Source organism: Sulfuricella sp., from assembly GCF_035531155.1.
Lineage (GTDB): Bacteria > Pseudomonadota > Gammaproteobacteria > Burkholderiales > Sulfuricellaceae > Sulfuricella.
This window is the reverse complement of record NZ_DATKTK010000005.1, coordinates 82,818-99,652: the sequence shown is the minus strand read 5'-3', so window position 1 is coordinate 99,652 and position 16,835 is coordinate 82,818. Positions and strand designations below refer to the sequence as shown.

Annotated in this window: 20 protein-coding genes and 1 tRNA gene; 8 read left to right on the top strand and 13 right to left on the bottom strand. The window is 59.0% G+C overall.

Annotated elements, in window-relative coordinates; translation table 11 throughout:
* Both VMV64_RS02250 and lnt read right to left on the bottom strand, forming a co-directional pair.
* On the bottom strand, positions 1-279 hold the full coding sequence (locus VMV64_RS02250; protein ID WP_325328321.1) for a GIY-YIG nuclease family protein: 279 nt from the start codon (positions 277-279) through the stop codon (positions 1-3).
* Entirely contained in the window at positions 276-1,838 is a 1,563-nt protein-coding gene (gene lnt / locus VMV64_RS02245; protein ID WP_414718813.1) for an apolipoprotein N-acyltransferase, read from the bottom strand. Before lnt ends, VMV64_RS02250 begins: the two co-directional genes overlap by 4 nt.
* Before the next feature lie 189 nt (positions 1,839-2,027).
* Between lnt and VMV64_RS02240 the strand changes: the two genes are divergently transcribed.
* Positions 2,028-2,156: a hypothetical protein gene (locus VMV64_RS02240; protein ID WP_325328320.1), complete on the top strand. Its 129-nt coding sequence runs from the start codon at positions 2,028-2,030 to the stop codon at positions 2,154-2,156.
* Positions 2,157-2,417: 261 nt separating this feature from the next.
* Positions 2,418-3,023, top strand: coding sequence for a DUF4202 domain-containing protein (locus tag VMV64_RS02235; RefSeq protein ID WP_325328319.1), 606 nt, complete (start codon positions 2,418-2,420; stop codon positions 3,021-3,023).
* Between the two features lie 40 nt (positions 3,024-3,063).
* Here VMV64_RS02235 and VMV64_RS02230 read toward each other — a convergent pair whose 3' ends face one another.
* The 4 genes from VMV64_RS02230 to VMV64_RS02215 form a co-directional block, all read right to left on the bottom strand.
* Positions 3,064-3,549, bottom strand: coding sequence for a hypothetical protein (locus tag VMV64_RS02230; protein WP_325328318.1), 486 nt, complete (start codon positions 3,547-3,549; stop codon positions 3,064-3,066).
* A 17-nt stretch (positions 3,550-3,566) separates the two neighbouring features.
* Entirely contained in the window at positions 3,567-4,037 is a 471-nt protein-coding gene (locus tag VMV64_RS02225) for a hypothetical protein (RefSeq protein WP_325328317.1), read from the bottom strand.
* 22 nt (positions 4,038-4,059) lie between these two features.
* A complete protein-coding gene (locus VMV64_RS02220; RefSeq protein WP_325328316.1) occupies positions 4,060-4,740 on the bottom strand; it encodes a hypothetical protein in 681 nt (226 codons plus the stop codon).
* A 61-nt stretch (positions 4,741-4,801) separates the two neighbouring features.
* Entirely contained in the window at positions 4,802-5,230 is a 429-nt protein-coding gene (locus VMV64_RS02215) for a Spy/CpxP family protein refolding chaperone (RefSeq protein ID WP_325328315.1), read from the bottom strand.
* A gap of 168 nt (positions 5,231-5,398) precedes the next feature.
* Between VMV64_RS02215 and VMV64_RS02210 the strand changes: the two genes are divergently transcribed.
* The 3 genes from VMV64_RS02210 (at position 5,399) to VMV64_RS02200 (ending at position 8,095) form a co-directional block, all read left to right on the top strand.
* A complete protein-coding gene (locus VMV64_RS02210) occupies positions 5,399-6,121 on the top strand; it encodes a response regulator (protein WP_325328314.1) in 723 nt (240 codons plus the stop codon).
* Between the two features lies 1 nt (position 6,122).
* Positions 6,123-7,463, top strand: a complete 1,341-nt coding sequence (locus VMV64_RS02205) for an ATP-binding protein (protein WP_325328313.1) — start codon at positions 6,123-6,125, stop codon at positions 7,461-7,463.
* A 104-nt stretch (positions 7,464-7,567) separates the two neighbouring features.
* A complete protein-coding gene (locus VMV64_RS02200; RefSeq protein WP_325328312.1) occupies positions 7,568-8,095 on the top strand; it encodes an REP-associated tyrosine transposase in 528 nt (175 codons plus the stop codon).
* Positions 8,096-8,181: 86 nt separating this feature from the next.
* On the opposite strand, the gene VMV64_RS02195 is transcribed toward VMV64_RS02200, so the two are convergent.
* The 6 genes from VMV64_RS02195 to VMV64_RS02170 all read right to left on the bottom strand — a co-directional run bounded on the left by VMV64_RS02195 (position 8,182) and on the right by VMV64_RS02170 (position 12,339).
* Positions 8,182-9,030 carry an HlyC/CorC family transporter gene (locus VMV64_RS02195; RefSeq protein ID WP_325328311.1) on the bottom strand — a complete coding sequence of 283 codons (849 nt, stop codon included), beginning with the start codon at positions 9,028-9,030 and terminating at the stop codon, positions 8,182-8,184.
* Between the two features lie 60 nt (positions 9,031-9,090).
* On the bottom strand, positions 9,091-9,567 hold the full coding sequence (ybeY, locus tag VMV64_RS02190; protein ID WP_325328310.1) for an rRNA maturation RNase YbeY: 477 nt from the start codon (positions 9,565-9,567) through the stop codon (positions 9,091-9,093).
* A 7-nt stretch (positions 9,568-9,574) separates the two neighbouring features.
* Positions 9,575-10,531 (bottom strand): PhoH family protein, encoded by a 957-nt coding sequence (locus tag VMV64_RS02185; protein ID WP_325328309.1) that lies wholly within the window; start codon positions 10,529-10,531, stop codon positions 9,575-9,577.
* Positions 10,532-10,541: 10 nt separating this feature from the next.
* The gene (gene miaB / locus VMV64_RS02180) at positions 10,542-11,873 is read right to left on the bottom strand and encodes a tRNA (N6-isopentenyl adenosine(37)-C2)-methylthiotransferase MiaB (protein WP_325328308.1); all 1,332 of its coding nucleotides are present in this window, start codon (positions 11,871-11,873) and stop codon (positions 10,542-10,544) included.
* A gap of 11 nt (positions 11,874-11,884) precedes the next feature.
* Positions 11,885-12,187, bottom strand: a complete 303-nt coding sequence (locus VMV64_RS02175) for a hypothetical protein (protein ID WP_325328307.1) — start codon at positions 12,185-12,187, stop codon at positions 11,885-11,887.
* Positions 12,188-12,262: 75 nt separating this feature from the next.
* Positions 12,263-12,339 (bottom strand) — tRNA-Met (locus VMV64_RS02170).
* A gap of 423 nt (positions 12,340-12,762) precedes the next feature.
* Here VMV64_RS02170 and VMV64_RS02165 point away from each other — a divergent pair.
* Positions 12,763-13,467 carry a hypothetical protein gene (locus tag VMV64_RS02165; RefSeq protein ID WP_325328306.1) on the top strand — a complete coding sequence of 235 codons (705 nt, stop codon included), beginning with the start codon at positions 12,763-12,765 and terminating at the stop codon, positions 13,465-13,467.
* Positions 13,468-13,583: 116 nt separating this feature from the next.
* Here VMV64_RS02165 and VMV64_RS02160 read toward each other — a convergent pair whose 3' ends face one another.
* On the bottom strand, positions 13,584-14,126 hold the full coding sequence (locus VMV64_RS02160; RefSeq protein WP_325328305.1) for a hypothetical protein: 543 nt from the start codon (positions 14,124-14,126) through the stop codon (positions 13,584-13,586).
* 321 nt (positions 14,127-14,447) lie between these two features.
* On the opposite strand from VMV64_RS02160, the gene msrB reads away from it, so the two are divergent.
* Positions 14,448-14,942 (top strand): peptide-methionine (R)-S-oxide reductase MsrB, encoded by a 495-nt coding sequence (gene msrB, locus VMV64_RS02155; RefSeq protein WP_325328304.1) that lies wholly within the window; start codon positions 14,448-14,450, stop codon positions 14,940-14,942.
* 164 nt (positions 14,943-15,106) lie between these two features.
* A complete protein-coding gene (locus VMV64_RS02150; protein ID WP_325328303.1) occupies positions 15,107-16,753 on the top strand; it encodes a cytochrome c biogenesis protein DipZ in 1,647 nt (548 codons plus the stop codon).
* Positions 16,754-16,835: the final 82 nt, after the last annotated feature.

The window sequence follows — 16,835 nt, the reverse complement described above, 5'->3', positions numbered from 1 at the left end:
TTACTTCTTTTCCGACTCCGGCAAAACCCCGTTGCGCTGGAACAGCAAAGCCAATTTCGCGCTGCGCGGCAGACGCTTGATCTCGATCTCGCGCCGGCTCGCTGCGGCGCGGTCGGGTTGATCCTCGGTGAACACCAGTTTCACCGGGAGCCGGCTGCGCGTGCATTTCGATGCCGTGCCGCTGTTGTGCGCCGCCAGGCGCTTTCCCAGGTCGTTGGTGATGCCGGTGTAAAGCGTGCCATCGGCACATTCCAGCATGTAGCAATGCCATCCGCTCATCGGCTCCGGCGCCCCGGTTTTTGCATTTCTCTGGCCGTCATTACCTTGCCCGCGATCCAGTTTGCCGCCAGCAGCAGCCCCAGCAACCCGAGTACCGGGAAATTCCCTAACCGGACATACGGCGTCGCCCCGGCAAAGCCCTGAGCCTCGCCCTCCAACCGGGCGGTGGTGAATTCCCGCGCGCGTTTCAGCACTTCGCCGCGCTGGTTGATGATGGCGGTGATGCCGGTATTGGTGGCGCGCAGCATGTAGCGGCCGGTTTCCAGCGCGCGCATCTGGGAAATCTGGAGGTGCTGCCAGGGCGCGATGGTATCGCCGAACCAGGCGTCGTTGCTGACATTCACCAGCAGCGATGCGGCCGGCAGCTGATTGATCAATTCCTCGCCGAACACGTCCTCGTAGCAGATCGCCATCGCCACCTTCTGGCCGGCCACCTGCAATGGCAGCTGGATGGTCTCGCCGCGCGAGAAGTCCGACAGCGGGATATGAAGCACATGGATAATCCAGCCGAATAGCGGCTTGAGCGGGATGAATTCGCCGAACGGCACCAGATGGACTTTGCGGTAAACCTGCATCGGCGAACTGCCGAGACTCAGCACGCTGTTGAAATACTCCTCATTCTCGGTGCGCTCAGGCACGCCCACCAGCACATCGCCACCCCGCTCACGCGCACGCTCAGACAGCATTTCCAGGTAGCTCAACGGCAGGTTGTGCAGCAACATCGGCAGCGCCGTTTCCGGCAGCACGATCAGGCGCCCCGAGCTCGCCAGAGTCATCGCCATATAAGTGTCGAGCGTGGTTTGCGCCTTGTCCTCGCGCCACTTCATCTCCTGCGGAATGTTGCCCTGCAGCAGGCTGACAGGAACCGGCGCGCCCAGCGGCCTGACCCATTCGACCTGCTTCAGGGCAAACCCCGCCACAGCCAACACCAAGATGATCATCCCCGGGAAAACCATGCCCGCCCTGCCGCGTCGGTGCAACTTGGCATCCGCCAGCAGCGCCAGCGCACCGGCACACAAGGCGGAGGCAAGCGACACCCCGTACACCCCGGATAGCGGCGCAAAGCCTGCCAACGGACTGGCTACGGCCTGCGAGTAACCCAGCGCCAGCCAGGGAAAGCCGGTGAAAATCCAGCCCCGCACCCATTCCATCAACACCCACCAAGCCGGGATCAGCAACAGCGCCCGCCGCCGGGTCAGGCCGCCGGGGCCGGCCTGGAGCAAACCCACCGCGGCAGGGAACAGGGACAGCACCAGACAGAACAGGAAGGTCGCCACCACCGCCAGCGGCATCGGCATACCGCCGAACTCGTGAATGCTCACATAGACCCAGCTCACCCCGGCGCCGAAGAAGCCCAGCCCGAAAGCGAAACCGGTGTAGGCCGCGGCCTTGCGCGACGAGGCCCGCGACCAGAGCAAGAACAGCGCCACCAGCGTGAACAGCGGCAGGAAGAACAGGGTGTCCGGCGCGAAGCCGGAAACGGTGATCGCCCCGATCATCAGGGCGACAGCCATCTGGATCGGCAGTAAGCTGAAGAATGCAGCGGCGGGTTTCGTCATCCTGATAACACGACCCCAAGGGGTGAATTTTTCTTGTTGAAAGTCATAGGTTGGCGGCGTTTACATGACAAGCAGGTGCGTTGGCCAACGCTGATTATACGATGCAAGGTGCTGGATTAGATATTCAAACAAAACTGGAGTAGTTGTAGAGTGATCCGTGCGCACGGATCAATTTGGTGTCGGGGCAGCTTGGCGGAGCGCCTGATCGCCAGCCCGGACGAAGATGCCGAAATCGAGCAGGCTTGGGCGGTGGAAGTGGAGCGCCTTTTATCCCCCTATCACCGGCAACCCCGAACTTGGCGCACCCTGGCAACATAATACGCGGCGCATTCCGCTCCGGCGCTTTCCCTTCAATGTGATTTACCAGGAAAGGCCGGATTCTCTTCTGGTCGTCGTCATCGGGCATCGACGCCGACGGCCAGACTACTGGTCGAGCAGGACTCGACTGCTAGCGGCCTGATTTGCGGCATAAAAACTACTTGTTAACAAATACCGGCGCCTTGTATAACATGGCGAAATCAGGTTTAGACAAAGTCTACCTCTCTCGCTTTTATCTTCTTTTTACCGGAAAGAGACACCATGACCGCCGTATCCGACCATTTCAAGGACGCAATTGCCCGCATCGATGCCGCCAACGCGGAAGACCCCAACAAGGAAATGTTCGAGGACAAAGAATACCCCAAGGAACTGCTGTATTCAGAGCGCATGACGGCCTGGCTGCACAAGTTCGAACCCAACGCCTCCGAGGCGTTGCAGCTTGCCGCCCGCGCCCAGCACATTTGCCGCTGGAAGATGCCACGCAGCGAATATCCGATGAACCGCAAGGGTTACAACGATTGGCGCACCACCCTGGCGAAATTCCACGGCGACACCACGGCCGCGATCATGAAAGAAGTAGGCTACGACGATGCGATGTGCGAGCGGGTCAAGGCGCTGCTGCTGAAGGATCGCATCAAGCTGGAAGACCCCGATGGCCAGATGCTGGAAGACGTGATCTGCCTGGTGTTCCTGGCATACTATTTCATCCCCTTCGCCCCGCATTACACCGAGCCGAAGCTGATCAGCATCGTACAGAAGACCTGGAAGAAAATGTCGGAACGCGGGCATGCAGCAGCGCTGGAGCTGGCGCCCGCCTTGCCCGCCGATTTGCTGGCCGTAGTGCAGAAAGCGATAACAACGGCCTGATTGCGGGCCGGCTCAAAGCCGCCACCTCATCGCCTCAGCTTTATCGGTGCGGAGGAGGGGGCGGCGGGGAATAATACGGCGGAGGTATGTAGCGCGGCGGCGCATAGCCTGGAATCTGGTTACCCTTGGCGTACATGCATTGCTGGTAGGCGATATCGTACCGGCGCTGCAGGGTCATGGTGCTCAGGTTCCCTGCATTTGCGCCGACGGCGGAGCCGACTATCAGTCCCGCGCCCGCCATCGACTCGGCTTGGCCGTGTCCGTGTCCGAGGAGAGCTCCCGATGCCGCGCCCACTGCTGCGCCAGCCACCGCTCCCGTCACCACTTGCTCCCGCGCCACTTCGCTTGGATTCACGCCAATCTGTTGGCGCGCGAAATCCATGCACTCTGCATTATCCAGCCGAAACTGGTCAAATGGCTTGCCGGGTCCGGGCATGACCGCAACATTCGGCCCAACCGGGATGGATGCGCAACCGGCAAGCGCAAGACCGAGTGCCGCATACAGCGCTGTCTTACTGAAATTCATCGCCACTCTCCTAGATATTATTGAGCAGGTACGCCGGGTGGGGTTGCGGGCACCATCTGCCACCCCTCTGGGCAGGAGGGCACATAGGGGTAATAAGTTTGGGCCGATGCGCAGTAATACCAATTTTGCGCTTGGGGCGCTGGCGCACCAGGCATTGCGGGGGGTGTCTGCTGAATCACCACGACTGGCGGCGTATAAGCATCGGGATAGGGATAGACCGGTTGGGGATAGAAGTACCACAGGCCCCCGACCACCCACCACCACCCCAAACGACCACCGTGTACGCCATGATGCCAATTCCCGGCGCGCCAGCGGGGAAGATCGCGGGTATGAAATTGCCGTATATCGCCATGCCATTGGCGGCCCCCATCGTGACGGGCCCCATCGTGGCGCCCCCCATCACGAGGGTCGGCATTGGCTGCCATGGGCACTACAGCCACCAGTGTGACGAAGGCAAGTATCAAGCTTTTCATCTTGGTAATCTTCATTTTGGGTTCCTCATAGTTGGAGTTAACCGGGAGGCGTTGCGATCAGACCATAACGCTTACTTCCCAGGTTAATGTTTAGCACAACCGGCGATGGCGGCGAGCCACAGATCAGAATCGCGGATACCCCCCCCATTCCCCCGCCACGCGGCATGCGGCCACCTCTGCTTTCCCTTTTCGCGTCGCCTTCGGGTCTCATCGAAGATTCCTTGGGCGACTCCTTGATTTGATCAAAACGATCAAGCTGTTCACGCAGGAATGCATGGGCGGCCTGTCTCTGTCCATCATCCAGCGCGTCATCGAGCGTGAGCCACAACTCGCGGATTTTCCTGATCTCCTGGTTGCCTAAATCCTCCTCGGCATCGATCTTCTTCGCAAGATCGCGTAATTCGATTTTCCGGTCATCCAGGGATGACTTCAGTTCGGCCTGCAATCGTTCGCGCCTCGCCCGCCGCTCGCGCACCATCTCCCGAGTGCGGGATTCCGCCTGTTGCCAGAGCACTTGCTGGTTGGCCGTAAGATTCAATTTTTGTCGAATCTCGGCGGATTGCTTTAACACCTCTTCGCCTGGAGCATCCATGAGCAGCATGGCGTATGAGGGTAAAGGCCCGGTCATGCCCAAACCGGCGAAGACTAACGTTGCCAATCGCTTTGCAAATTTCATGTCACAGGACCCATCATTTAATTGGATCATGACCAGAGCCATCAGTTCTGGCCATGATCCATTTCTATTTTCAATCCAATAAAAACAGGCAGGCAAGCCAAACTCAACGCCGGCGGTGCTTGGAGAACTGATCGTCAAACAGCTTCTGTTGCTCAGGCGTCAAGACAGCGTAGAATTCCTTGACTGCGGCTACCCGAACGGCCATCTGGCTTTCATGCTCCTTCATCATAGTGAGCATCTTTTCCATGCGCTCAGGCGCGTGGAGTGAGGCCAACTCCGACCGGTCTGGCCGGTTGCGAGCCCCAGTCGGCTTCATCTTTTCACTGAACGACTTCCAGGCGGTTTCCTGTACCGGGGTGAGCTTGAGCTTGTCATGCAACTCGGCCTGGCGCTTCTCAATCCGCTCGGCGAATTTGCCCGACCCGGCACCCATGGGGCCACATCCTGGGTTGGCAAGCGCCAGGACTGGTGCGGTTCCAAGGCCGATGGCGGCAAGCCCGATGAGAAAGATATTTCTGCGAAACTTGGTCATGGTTGAATCTCCTGATGGTTTAGTGCAACTCGCACGATGCCTATTAAACCCGCCTTGTGTATCCGGAATATGTTCGGTTTGTATCGTTCTTTGTCCGTTCTATCCTTCGATACCTCACGCTACAATTCAAGCCACAGACAACCCCCGGGTTTCGGCATAATGGCCACCATGGATACCCCTCCCTGCATTCTTTTTGTAGACGACGATCGCGAGATACGCTCGCTGCTCGCCGAATACCTGGACGCAAACGGCTTTCGCACGCTGACCGCAGCCGACGGAACCGGCATGTGGCGGATATTGGACAGCACCCGTATCGACCTGATCGTGCTGGATCTCACGCTTCCGGGTGAAGACGGACTTACGCTCTGCCGCACCCTGCGGGCACGCTCCAACCTGCCGGTGATCATGCTGACCGCCCGCGGAGAACCGCTCGATCGCATTCTTGGGCTCGAAATGGGTGCCGACGACTACATGGCAAAACCCTTTGAGCCCCGCGAACTGGTGGCGCGCATCCGCAATGTGCTGCGCCGCACGCAAGCGTTGCCCCCGAATCTGGAGCCTCTGAATGCGAAACGTCTGTGCTTTGCAGGATGGGTTCTCGACTTGGCGGCACGGCATCTGATCAGCCCGCAAAGCACGGTGGTGATGCTCTCAGGCGCGGAGTTCCGCTTGCTCAAGATTTTTCTCGAACATCCCAATCGGGTATTGAACCGGGACCAGCTGCTCAATCTCACTCATGGGCGCGACGCCGACCCCTTTGATCGGTCCATCGACCTGCAAGTCAGCCGGCTACGACAGAAACTGGGAGAGGATGCCAAGGCGCCCATGCTGCTGAAGACCGTGCGCAACGAGGGTTACGTGCTGGCAGCGCCGGTAACCGTGGAGAATTGATGTGAAGGCATTTTTCGGCTCGATGGTGGGCCGGGTTTTTCTGATTCTGGTGGGCGGCATTTTTGCCTCCGGCACACTCACTTTCTTCCTTGCCGACAGCGCACGTCAGGCGGATATCTCGCTTATCCGGTCCCTGCACACCGCCGAACGGGTGGAACAACTCGTTCTCATGCTCGACGCAGTACCCCGGGAAGCGAGAGGCACGGTTGCCGCCGCGGCAAGCCGCAACGGCTTTATCGCAGAAATCTCCAACACCGGGATCGGCGAAGGGGAACCGGACCTCGAGCTCACCTCCGCCCTGCTCAATCGCCTGGGAGAAGACCGCCATATCGTGTCGCAGAAAACGGCCTGCGCCGCAAAACCGCAGGCACCGGATGGTTCGCCGCAATACAGACAGCAAGCCGTTTGCCGAACGGTATCCCTCTCCTTGCGCGATGGAACATTTCTCCACCTGGTCCTGCAACCCCGCCGCCCCCCGCCTGCCGCACCGCCCAAGTCGCGGTTGCTGCTTTATGTATTCTTCTTTGCGACCTGCCTCGGCCTGCTCGCCTACGCAGTCGCGCGCATGTCGATCCAGCCGCTCAGGCAACTGGCACAGGCGGCCACCGAACTTGGCCGCAACATCGAACGACCGGCGCTGGCCGAGCGCGGCCCGACCGAGGTTCGCCATGCCGCCTCCGCATTCAACACGATGCAGGCGCAAATTCGCCGCTACATCCAGGAGCGCACCCAGATGCTCGCGGCCATCACGCACGACCTTCAAACTCCGCTAACGCGGATTCGGCTGCGGCTTGAGAAGGTTCAGGACCAGGAATTGCGGGCCAGACTGGTCGAGGATCTTTCGGCAGTGCAAACCATGATCAAGGACGGGCTCGATCTCGCCAGGAGCATGAACTCCGAAGAACCGAAGCAGCGCACGGATTTTGATTCGATCCTGGACAGCGTCTGCGCCGACGCGGCGGAAGCCGGACAGGACGTAACGCTAAGCGGGCGCACGGGAGTTTTCATCACGGCGCAGCCGAACGCCATGCGGCGCTGCCTCACCAACTTGGTCGACAATGCGGTGAAATACGGCGAATACGCGCGGGTTACCGCCAGCCGCGACAACCATAGAGTGATCGTGCAGGTGCGGGATGGCGGGCCGGGAATCCCGGAGAATATGCTGGAAGCGGTGTTCGATCCGTTTTTCCGGCTTGAAGTCTCGCGTTCGCGAGACACCGGCGGCACGGGAATCGGCATCACCATCGCGCGCAATATCGCGGAAAAGCACGGCGGAACGCTTTATCTCCGCAACCATCCGGACGGCGGGCTGATGGCGATCCTCGACTTGCCGATAGGCTGATTGCCTAGACATGTAGGTCGGGCACCCCGTGCCCGACAAACCCAAAATTACCACACCCCCAAATTATTGGTTGGGCACGGGGTGCCCAACCTACAATAGGGGGCATGGAATTTCGCCGGTTTCGCCTCGCGGGGGCAACTTATTTTTTCACCGTGGTCACGTTCGAGCGGCGGCCCCTATTTGCCCATGCCGATAACGTGGCGCTGTTGCGCCAAGCATTCAAAACGGTAAAAGCGCGACATCCCTTCGTCATCGACGCCCTAGTGTTGCTCCCCGATCACCTGCATTGCCTGTGGACTCTACCAGAAGGGGACGACGATTTTTCCAGCCGGTGGATGTCGATCAAGCGCGAATTCACCCGCCATTGTGCGCCGCAGTACAAAGCGCCCATTTCCCCCGCCCGCCGCGCCAAGCGCGAGCAAGCAGTGTGGCAACGCCGCTTTTGGGAGCATTGCATCCGAGACGAAGCCGATTTTCAACGGCATTGCGATTACATCCATTGGAACCCCGTCAAACACGGTTACGCCACCACCCCGGAGGCATGGCCGTATTCGACATTCCAGCGCTTTGTCGAACGTGGCGTGTACCCGCCCGATTGGTGCGGCGCGCCGGACGATATGGAACTCGGGTGACCCCATGATGTAGGTCGGGCACGCTGTGCCCGACGGTTTGAATTTTCATTTTGTTGGGCACAGCGTGCCCAACCTACGTCTACACTTTAATCCTCGGCAGAGACCGCCTCTTCCTTTTCCTGCCTCTCTACCAGCAGGCTATAAAGACGGCGACTGTCGGCGCGCAGCACGTTGAACCTGAGGCCGTCGAAAACAACGTGTTCGCCACGCTTGGGCATATGGCCGAACTTGCTGACGACCAGCCCGCCCACGGTATCGTAGTCCTCGTCGCTGAATTCCGTCCCCATCACCTCATTGAAATCCGCGATCTCGGCCTGCGCCTTGACGCGGAAGCGTCCGTCCGGCACGCGGATGATGTTGTCTTCCTGCTCGTCGTAGTCGTATTCATCCTCGATCTCGCCGACGATCTGCTCCAGCACGTCCTCGATGGTGACGATGCCGGCCACGCCGCCGTATTCGTCCACCACGATGGCGATGTGGTTGCGGTTGCTGCGGAACTCCTTGAGCAGCACGTTGAGCCGCTTCGATTCGGGGATGAACACCGCCGGGCGCAGCATGTCGCGGACGTCGAATTCCTGACCGGCATTGTAGCGCAGCAGGTCTTTCGCCAGCAGAATGCCGAGCACGTCGTCCTTGTCCTTGTCGATCACCGGGAAGCGCGAGTGAGCGGTTTCGATCACGTAGGGGATGAATTTTTCCGGCGAATCGGCGATGTCCACCACATCCATCTGGGCGCGCGGAATCATGACGTCGCGCACCTGCATCTCGGAAACCTGGAGCACCCCCTCGATCATGGCAAGCGCATCCGCATCCAGCAGGTTGCGCTCATAGGAGGAATGCAGCAGCTCGACCAGCTGTTCGCGGTCTTCCGGTTCCCGCAACAGGAGCGTGCTTAATCGTTCAAACCAGGTAGGTTTCGCAGGTTCATCATTCATAATCTAGTAAACGGTAATGGGAAATGGGTGATGGGTAGTCGCAGACCCATCACACATTGCTCATCGCTCATCCCCCCGGTAAGGGTCGGCATAGCCCAGCCTGGTGACAATCTGGATTTCCAGGGCTTCCATCTGCCGCGCCTCTTCGTCGCCTTCATGGTCGTAGCCCTGAAGGTGCAGCACGCCGTGGACGGTCAAGTGCGCATAGTGTGCCTCGACGGGCTTCTCCTGCTGCAAAGCCTCGCGGGCAACCACCGGGGCGCACATCACGATGTCGCCGGCCAGCGGTGACTCCGCGCCGGAAAATTCGTCATCGTATACAAAGGTTAGCACATTGGTTGCGTAGTCTTTGCCGCGGTAATCGCGGTTGAGCGCCCGGCCTTCCTCCTCGTCGACGATGCGCAGCGCGATCTCGGCATCCTGCCGCAACGCCGCCTTCACCCAACGACGAAACTGGGCACGGGTCGGCACCTCTTCCGGTTTCGCCGCATATTGCACTGACAAACTGAGTGCCGGAGGTGGGCTTTTTCGGGTCATGGAGTACTCAGCGCTGTTTCTCGCGCTGCTCATAGGCATTGACGATCTTCTGCACCAGCGGGTGGCGCACTACGTCCTCGGACTGAAAAAAGGTAAAGGCGATGCCGCTGACCTTTTCCAGCACTTGCTGGGCATCCACCAGGCCGCTCTTCTGGCCGCGCGCAAGATCCACCTGGGTCACGTCGCCGGTAATCACGGCCTTGGCGCCGAAGCCGATGCGGGTGAGGAACATCATCATCTGCTCCGGCGTGGTGTTCTGCGCCTCGTCGAGAATGATGAAGGAATGGTTCAGGGTGCGTCCACGCATGTAGGCCAGCGGGGCGATCTCGATCGCGCCGCGCTCGAACAGCTTGCCCACCTTGTCGAAGCCCATCAGGTCGTAGAGCGCGTCATACAGGGGGCGCAGATAGGGATCCACCTTCTGGGCCAGATCGCCGGGCAGGAACCCGAGCCGTTCACCCGCCTCCACCGCCGGGCGCACCAGCACGATGCGTTTCACCAGATCGCGCTCGAGGGCGTCCACCGCGCTGGCCACCGCAAGATAGGTCTTGCCGGTGCCGGCCGGGCCGATGCCGAAGGTGATGTCGTGCTCCTGGATCTTGCACAGGTACACGTTCTGGCGCGGAGTGCGGCCGTGCAGGTCGCTTTTGCGCGTCATCAGCACCGGCATAGCGACGCCTTCCTGCATATCGCGGCTCGCGTTCGCCACCTCGATCAGGCCGAGCTGGACATCCTCGACAGAAAGATGGGTGCGGGAACGTTCGTAAAAATTCTTCAGCGCTTCCACGGCCAGACGCGCCTGGCGCTGGTCTCCATGCACGGAAAAGTGCTCGCCGCGGCGGGAAATGGACACATCGAGAGCGGTGGCGATCTGCTTCAGATTTTCATCCAGCGCGCCGCACAGGTTGGCGAGGCGGGCATTGTCCGCGGGGGCAAAAGAAATATCGAGGGATTTTGGAGTCACGGAAGCAGCCTTATTCGAGGACGACGATCTCGCCGCGCAAAGTATGGGGGGAAACTGCAGTGATGATGACGTTGACGAACTGCCCGATGAGGCGCGGATTGGCCTTGAAATTGGTCACCCGGTTGTTGTCGGTGCGCCCCATCAGTTCGGCGCCGTCCTTTCTGGAAATCCCTTCCACCAGGATGCGCTGCACCGAGCCGACCATTTTCCGGTTGACGATCTGTTCCTGCTCATCGATTTTTTTCTGCAACTGCCGCAGCCGCTCCTGCTTCACTTCGAGCGGCGTGTCGTCGGCCAGCTCCGCCGCCGGCGTGCCGGGGCGCCGGCTGAAAATGAAGCTGTAGCCGGCATCGAAGCCGACATCCTCGAACAGCTTCAAGGTCGCCTCGAAATCGGCATCGGTTTCGCCGGGAAAACCGACGATGAAATCCGAGGACAGCGAAATGTCCGGCCGCACCGCGCGCAGCTTGCGCACCAGGGACTTGTATTCGAGCGCGGTGTAGCCGCGCTTCATCGCCGCCAGCACCCGGTCCGAGCCGCTCTGAACCGGCAGATGCAGGCCGCTGGCGAGCTTGGGCACTTCGGCGTAGACATCGATCATGCGCTGGGAAAACTCGACCGGATGCGAGGTGGTAAAGCGCAGGCGCTCGATGCCGGGCACCTCGGCCAGGTAATGCAGCAGGTCGGCCAGATCGGCGGTTTCCCCGTCGTGCATGGCGCCGCGGTATGCGTTGACGTTCTGCCCCAGCAGGGTGATTTCCTTTACCCCCTGCCCGGCCAGTTGCGCCACCTCGGCGATCACGTCGTCGAAAGGGCGGGAGACTTCGTCGCCCCGCGTATAGGGGACGATGCAGTAGGTGCAGAATTTGCCGCAACCCTCCACCACCGAGACGAATGCGGTCGCGCCATCCACCTTGGCCGCCGGCATGTGGTCGAATTTTTCGATTTCCGGGAAAGACACATCCACCTGGGGTAGCCCGCTCTTGCGTCGGGCATCGATCATCTGCGGCAGGCGGTGCAGGGTCTGCGGGCCGAACACCAGATCCACGTATGGCGCGCGGCTGACGATGGCGCTGCCTTCCTGGCTCGCCACGCAGCCGCCGACCGCGATCAGCAAATCGGGGTTGTTCTGCTTCAGGGGGCGCCACCGGCCCAGCTGGTGAAAAACCTTCTCCTGCGCCCTCTCCCGCACCGAGCAGGTATTCAGCAGGATCACGTCGGCCTCCTCGACGCGCAACGTGATTTCCATGCCCTGAGCGGCATTGAGCACGTCCGCCATCTTCGCCGAGTCATACTCGTTCATCTGGCAGCCGAAGGTTTTAATGAAAAGCTTTTTTGCCACGAGGATATAGCCTAACGCCCCATCCCCGCTTCTTCTTCAGGGGTGGGCAGCCACATCTGGATCAGCAAGCCGCCCGGATCGAGCTGATAGAACACCTTGGCGCTTTGCGGCAGGGAGGTGGGAACAATGATGCGGTTGAAGGTATCGTAAATGCGCACGCCGGGCGCCAGCCGGTAGATTTCTTTACCGATCTTCACTTCCGGGTAGTTATGGCCGTTGATCTGCCCAACTTGCGCGTTTTGCGGCAAGAACCTGCCGGCATAAGCGGCTAGGGCGAACAACATGAGGAAAAGAAATAAAAAATGCTTCAGCATAAACACACGATAGCACACAACTAAGCGGTGGTCTCGGTGGATTGATCGTCGCCGTCAGGTCGCATGAGAGGAAAGTGGTGGTGATAGGTGGATTTGAACCACCGACCCCAGCGTTATGAGTGCTGTGCTCTAACCGACTGAGCTATATCACCGAGATAAATCGAAGGATGCGAATTCTGACTTTTTATCGTCCGTTTGTCAAGATTGATCCGCTATCGTTCATACACGCCCGGAAAATCCAAACTCGCCTTCCCGATTGCCGCGTCGAAAATCTATTTTCAGCCAATGCGGCACAAAGGCCGCCGGGTTCTTGATCTCGAAATCAGCCAACGGCGCTTCCGCAGTGTCGCGCCGAAGTTTTCTGCGCCGACTGTGCAATCCGCACCTGCAAAATACCTTAAACCCAACTTGTTCATTAGGCTCAATTTAACGTCACTTTTCCAGCATCCGTTCGCCCTTAGCCTGTCGAAGGGCTTGCTTACGGTGCATGTGGTTCGACAAGCTCACCACGAACGGCCTAATGAACAATCTGGGTTAAAATCACGCTTCCCGATAACGAAGCAAGAAATGCAAGCATGAGCGAAAACAATCCAGACCCCTACGCCTATATGGCCGATCTGCAAGACGGCTTGACCGAAGCCGAGAAAGCCGAATTCGAGCAACAGTTGAGCGAAAAGAACCTTCAGCTGGAGAGCTGTTCAGGCGCTGATACGATGAAACGCGCCCGGCTGCAACTGGATATCGCCGAACTTCTGGTCTGGCTGGAGCGCAAGGAAGAAGCCTGGAATCTGGCGCGTTCGGCTTTTGACACCTCATTGAAAAACGAATCCTGGCAAGATGCCGTGGAGGCGTGCAACGTGCTTTACCAGACCGAACAAGCCGCCTCGATCCCTGCCCTGGGCATGGGCGTCTGGCTTGCGGTGACCTTCCCGGTCGCACCCGAACTCACCTATGCCATGCTCGACCATGTGGTGACCGAAACGCCCGGCCATTCGGATGGCGCCGCGCTCGCTGCCGTCACCACGCGCTACGTGATCGACTTGCGCGCCGACGATGCCAAGCACGGGGACTGGAGCCTGCTGGCGAATAACCTCATCGCCCGCGTTGCGGCACGCCATAGCAAAGTGCAGGATCAACAGGCTCTTGATGCGTGGATGGACAAGCTGGGCTTACGCGACCCGCAGGTATTTCTGCCCCGGCTGAGCCAGGTGGTTAATGCCATCGTCGGAGACTCATGGTGGTTTGACCGTAATAAGCTGCGGGATAAATTACCGGATTAGTCGCTTACGAGCGCTGGGGGTCGAAGACGGCCAGAAAAAAAACGAAGCTGATCCTTTTAAGCTGAGGGACTGGCGAAGCCCGCTGCAAGCCAGTCCCACTTGACCGCAGTGATAGATTACGACGTTACGAGAGTCAAGAATTCTGGTGACTTAACTAGCTTTTCGATGAGGTTTTGAACCGCAGGAAAGTAGGCTTCTGCTGTTTGCTTACAAGCGGTATCAGCAACGAAACCACTATTGAATTCGTAGTGTTCCGAAACATAGGTTGTTTTTCCATTTGAGGACGTTACACGCAAGCCGATGTCCCATGAACCACCAGTTAAGCCGCGCGAAGAAGAAAAGGATAGTTGTTCAACCACCCCAGAAAGAGTGATTTTTGGTGTCTTCTCGTCGAACTTGCCTGCAACCTTTAATTCATCCGCAAGAGCCTTCTGTATGTACGCCTCAAAACTCATGCTATCGGGCGGCGCAATCGGGCCTGCGGCACGGCAACTATTATCGAAATTTGCCGGCCCCTTAAATGAACCGACGTTGATATTGCCCGCTCCGATCGTCTTTAAGGCCACGTTGGTGTTGGCGGAAATACTATAGCGCTGTGGCATATAGGTGGAACATGCACTCAACGCAAGAATAGAGATAACAGCAGCGATTTGTTTCAAAAGATTAATACTCCCCTGGAAAAATCGAAATCAAACAAGGCGATTTGATGAAGAAACATGGCGCTAAAACCTTCCTTTGTTCTTCACGTTCAAGTGACACTGGAAAACCCGGCTACCTTACCTACAAAAATCCCGCTTTTATATAGGGGTTTCCCTAATTCGTCCGGCGCAAATTCGTCCGACGCACGCAAAGCAACCGCCACCGAGCACCCCGGCATGCGCCGTTGAAGATGTAACCTTTTCCCGCTAAGCTCCAATACCTCAGCAAAGATGGCATACCATCGCTTTATCTATAACTAAATCTTGGCGAGGAAGAAGATCATGGACAGACGGACGTTTATCAAACTGGCGACCGGCGGGGCAAGTATCCTGGCCTTGCCGCAGCTCTTCATGTCGGCTCAGGCAATGGCGGCAGAGCGCATAGAAAAAATCAGCAAGACCGATGCGGAATGGAAAAAACTGCTGACTCCGGCGCAATACGACGTACTGCGCCGGGAAGGCACCGAGGCGCCGTTCACCAGCCCGCTCGATCATGAAAAGCGCAGCGGCACGTATGTTTGCACTGCCTGCGAGTTGCCGCACTTCCCTTCGAAATTCAAGTTCGACAGCGGCACCGGCTGGCCGAGTTTTTACGATGTGCTGCCCGGCCATATCGAGACCAGAACCGACTACAAGTTGGTGCTGCCGCGCACCGAATACCACTGCGCGCGCTGCGGCGGCCACCACGGCCATGTGTTCAAGGACGGGCCGGCACCCACCGGGCTGCGGTACTGCAATAATGGCGTGGCATTGAAATTTATTGCGGACAAGGCTTAAAAAACCGTAGTTCATTAACCGCAAAGGCGCGAAGGCGCAAAGGAAAAGCTATGTGTTTTGAGCTCTTCCCAACCACCGAGCAGATGAATATCAATAGGCTTTGTGTCCTTGTTTACTTTGCGCCTTCGCGCCTTTGCGGTTCAAAATATTATTAAGGCAAACACATGATCATCGACATCGGACTGGCATTTCTCGAAGGTCTGGCGCTGATCGTCTCGCCCTGCATCCTGCCGGTTTTGCCGCTGGTGCTTGCGGCATCGGTCGAGGGCGGCAGGCGCAGGCCTTACGGCATCATCATCGGGTTCGTGCTGGCGTTCAGCCTGTTTGCGCTGGTTTCGCGCCAGATCGTCCAAGCGCTGGGCGTCGATCTCGATATCATCAAGAACGCTTCCCTGGTGCTGCTCGCATTGTTCGGCCTGGTGCTGCTGTCGTCGAAGCTGTCTGACAAATTCAGCTCGCTGACGCAAGGCGCGGCCAACTTCGGCAACCAGCTTGCCTCACGCGGCGGAGAGGGGTTGCTCAGCGGCGTCATGATCGGCTCGCTGATCGGCCTGGTGTGGACGCCCTGCGCGGGGCCGATCCTGGCCGCCGTGCTGGTGCAGGTGATCCGCCAGCAGACCGGACTCGCCGGCAACCTGATCATCGTGTCATTCGCTATCGGCGCCGGCGTGCCGATGCTCATCATTGCCCTGACCGGGAGAAAGGTCATGAAGAAACTGGGCTTCCTCTCCCGCCATGCAGAAGCGGTGCGCCGTGGGTTCGGCGTGCTGATCCTGCTGTCCGTCGCCTATATCGCCTCGGGCGTGGATGCGCAATCCCTGCTGACGACCCGCAGCACAAAAGCCCAACAGCCTGCCGGCGATCTGGTGCTGCGGGAAGGCCTGAGCACGCCCTACGCCGCACCGGAATTCGCCGGTATCGAGGCCTGGCTGAATGAAAACCCGCTCACCATGCAGGACCTGAAAGGCAAGGTCGTGCTGATCGATTTCTGGACCTATTCCTGCATCAACTGCGTGCGCACGCTGCCCTACATCACCGACTGGGACAGTAAATATCGCGACCAGGGGCTGGTGATCGTCGGCGTGCACTCGCCGGAGTTCGAGTTCGAGAAAAAGCTCGACAACGTCAAGGCGGCGATTGCCCAGTACGGCATCCGCTACCCGGTGGCGCTGGACAACAACCTCTCCACCTGGGTGAACTTCAACAACCGCTACTGGCCTGCGCATTACCTCATCGACCGGGAGGGCAAGGTGGTCTACACGCATTTCGGCGAGGGCCAATACAATGTCACGGAAAACAACATCCGCTACCTGCTCGGGCTGAAAACCGGCGGCGAACCCGTCGAGGCGGAGGCGCCCGCCGGCAACCCCGACCAGACGCCGGAAACCTATCTCGGCTATGCCCGGGCAGACAGCTTCGGGGGCGACGAGCCGGTGGTGCATGACGCGGAAAGGGCCTACCGCTTTCCGGATGAGCTTGCCGAAGACGAATGGGCGCTGAACGGCAAATGGAGAGTGGATTCGCAGAAGATCACTGCGGTCGGAAAGGGCGCGGCGCTACGCCTGGACTTCAATGCGCGCAAAGTGTTCCTGGTGCTGGGCACGTCCACCGGCAAGCCGATCCGCGTCTCTATCCGGCTGAATGGCGAGGCCGTCGGCCCCAATGCCGGCAAGGATGCCCCCGGCGGCGTGGTGACCATCGAACGCAACACCCTCTACGAACTGGTCGACCAGAAAACACCGCAGAACGGCCTGCTGGAAATCCTGTCAGACTCTCCAGGGCTGGAGGCCTATGCCTTTACCTTCGGGTAACGGAATCGCCGAATAATTCACGCCGTTCGGGCTGAGCCTGTCGAAGCCCTATCCAACATATTGGATCAATATAGAGCGCCCT

Bases quoted from the DNA above. Each gene is read 5' to 3' on its own strand.
- VMV64_RS02250 (WP_325328321.1), bottom strand. From the start codon at position 279: ATGAGCGGATGGCATTGCTACATGCTGGAATGTGCCGATGGCACGCTT.
- lnt (WP_414718813.1), bottom strand. From the start codon at position 1,838: ATGACGAAACCCGCCGCTGCATTCTTCAGCTTACTGCCGATCCAGATG.
- VMV64_RS02235 (WP_325328319.1), top strand. From the start codon at position 2,418: ATGACCGCCGTATCCGACCATTTCAAGGACGCAATTGCCCGCATCGAT.
- VMV64_RS02230 (WP_325328318.1), bottom strand. From the start codon at position 3,549: ATGAATTTCAGTAAGACAGCGCTGTATGCGGCACTCGGTCTTGCGCTT.
- VMV64_RS02225 (WP_325328317.1), bottom strand. From the start codon at position 4,037: ATGAAGATTACCAAGATGAAAAGCTTGATACTTGCCTTCGTCACACTG.
- VMV64_RS02220 (WP_325328316.1), bottom strand. From the start codon at position 4,740: ATGGCTCTGGTCATGATCCAATTAAATGATGGGTCCTGTGACATGAAA.
- VMV64_RS02215 (WP_325328315.1), bottom strand. From the start codon at position 5,230: ATGACCAAGTTTCGCAGAAATATCTTTCTCATCGGGCTTGCCGCCATC.
- VMV64_RS02210 (WP_325328314.1), top strand. From the start codon at position 5,399: ATGGATACCCCTCCCTGCATTCTTTTTGTAGACGACGATCGCGAGATA.
- VMV64_RS02200 (WP_325328312.1), top strand. From the start codon at position 7,568: ATGGAATTTCGCCGGTTTCGCCTCGCGGGGGCAACTTATTTTTTCACC.
- VMV64_RS02195 (WP_325328311.1), bottom strand. From the start codon at position 9,030: ATGAATGATGAACCTGCGAAACCTACCTGGTTTGAACGATTAAGCACG.
- ybeY (WP_325328310.1), bottom strand. From the start codon at position 9,567: ATGACCCGAAAAAGCCCACCTCCGGCACTCAGTTTGTCAGTGCAATAT.
- VMV64_RS02175 (WP_325328307.1), bottom strand. From the start codon at position 12,187: ATGCTGAAGCATTTTTTATTTCTTTTCCTCATGTTGTTCGCCCTAGCC.
- VMV64_RS02165 (WP_325328306.1), top strand. From the start codon at position 12,763: ATGAGCGAAAACAATCCAGACCCCTACGCCTATATGGCCGATCTGCAA.
- msrB (WP_325328304.1), top strand. From the start codon at position 14,448: ATGGACAGACGGACGTTTATCAAACTGGCGACCGGCGGGGCAAGTATC.
- VMV64_RS02150 (WP_325328303.1), top strand. From the start codon at position 15,107: ATGATCATCGACATCGGACTGGCATTTCTCGAAGGTCTGGCGCTGATC.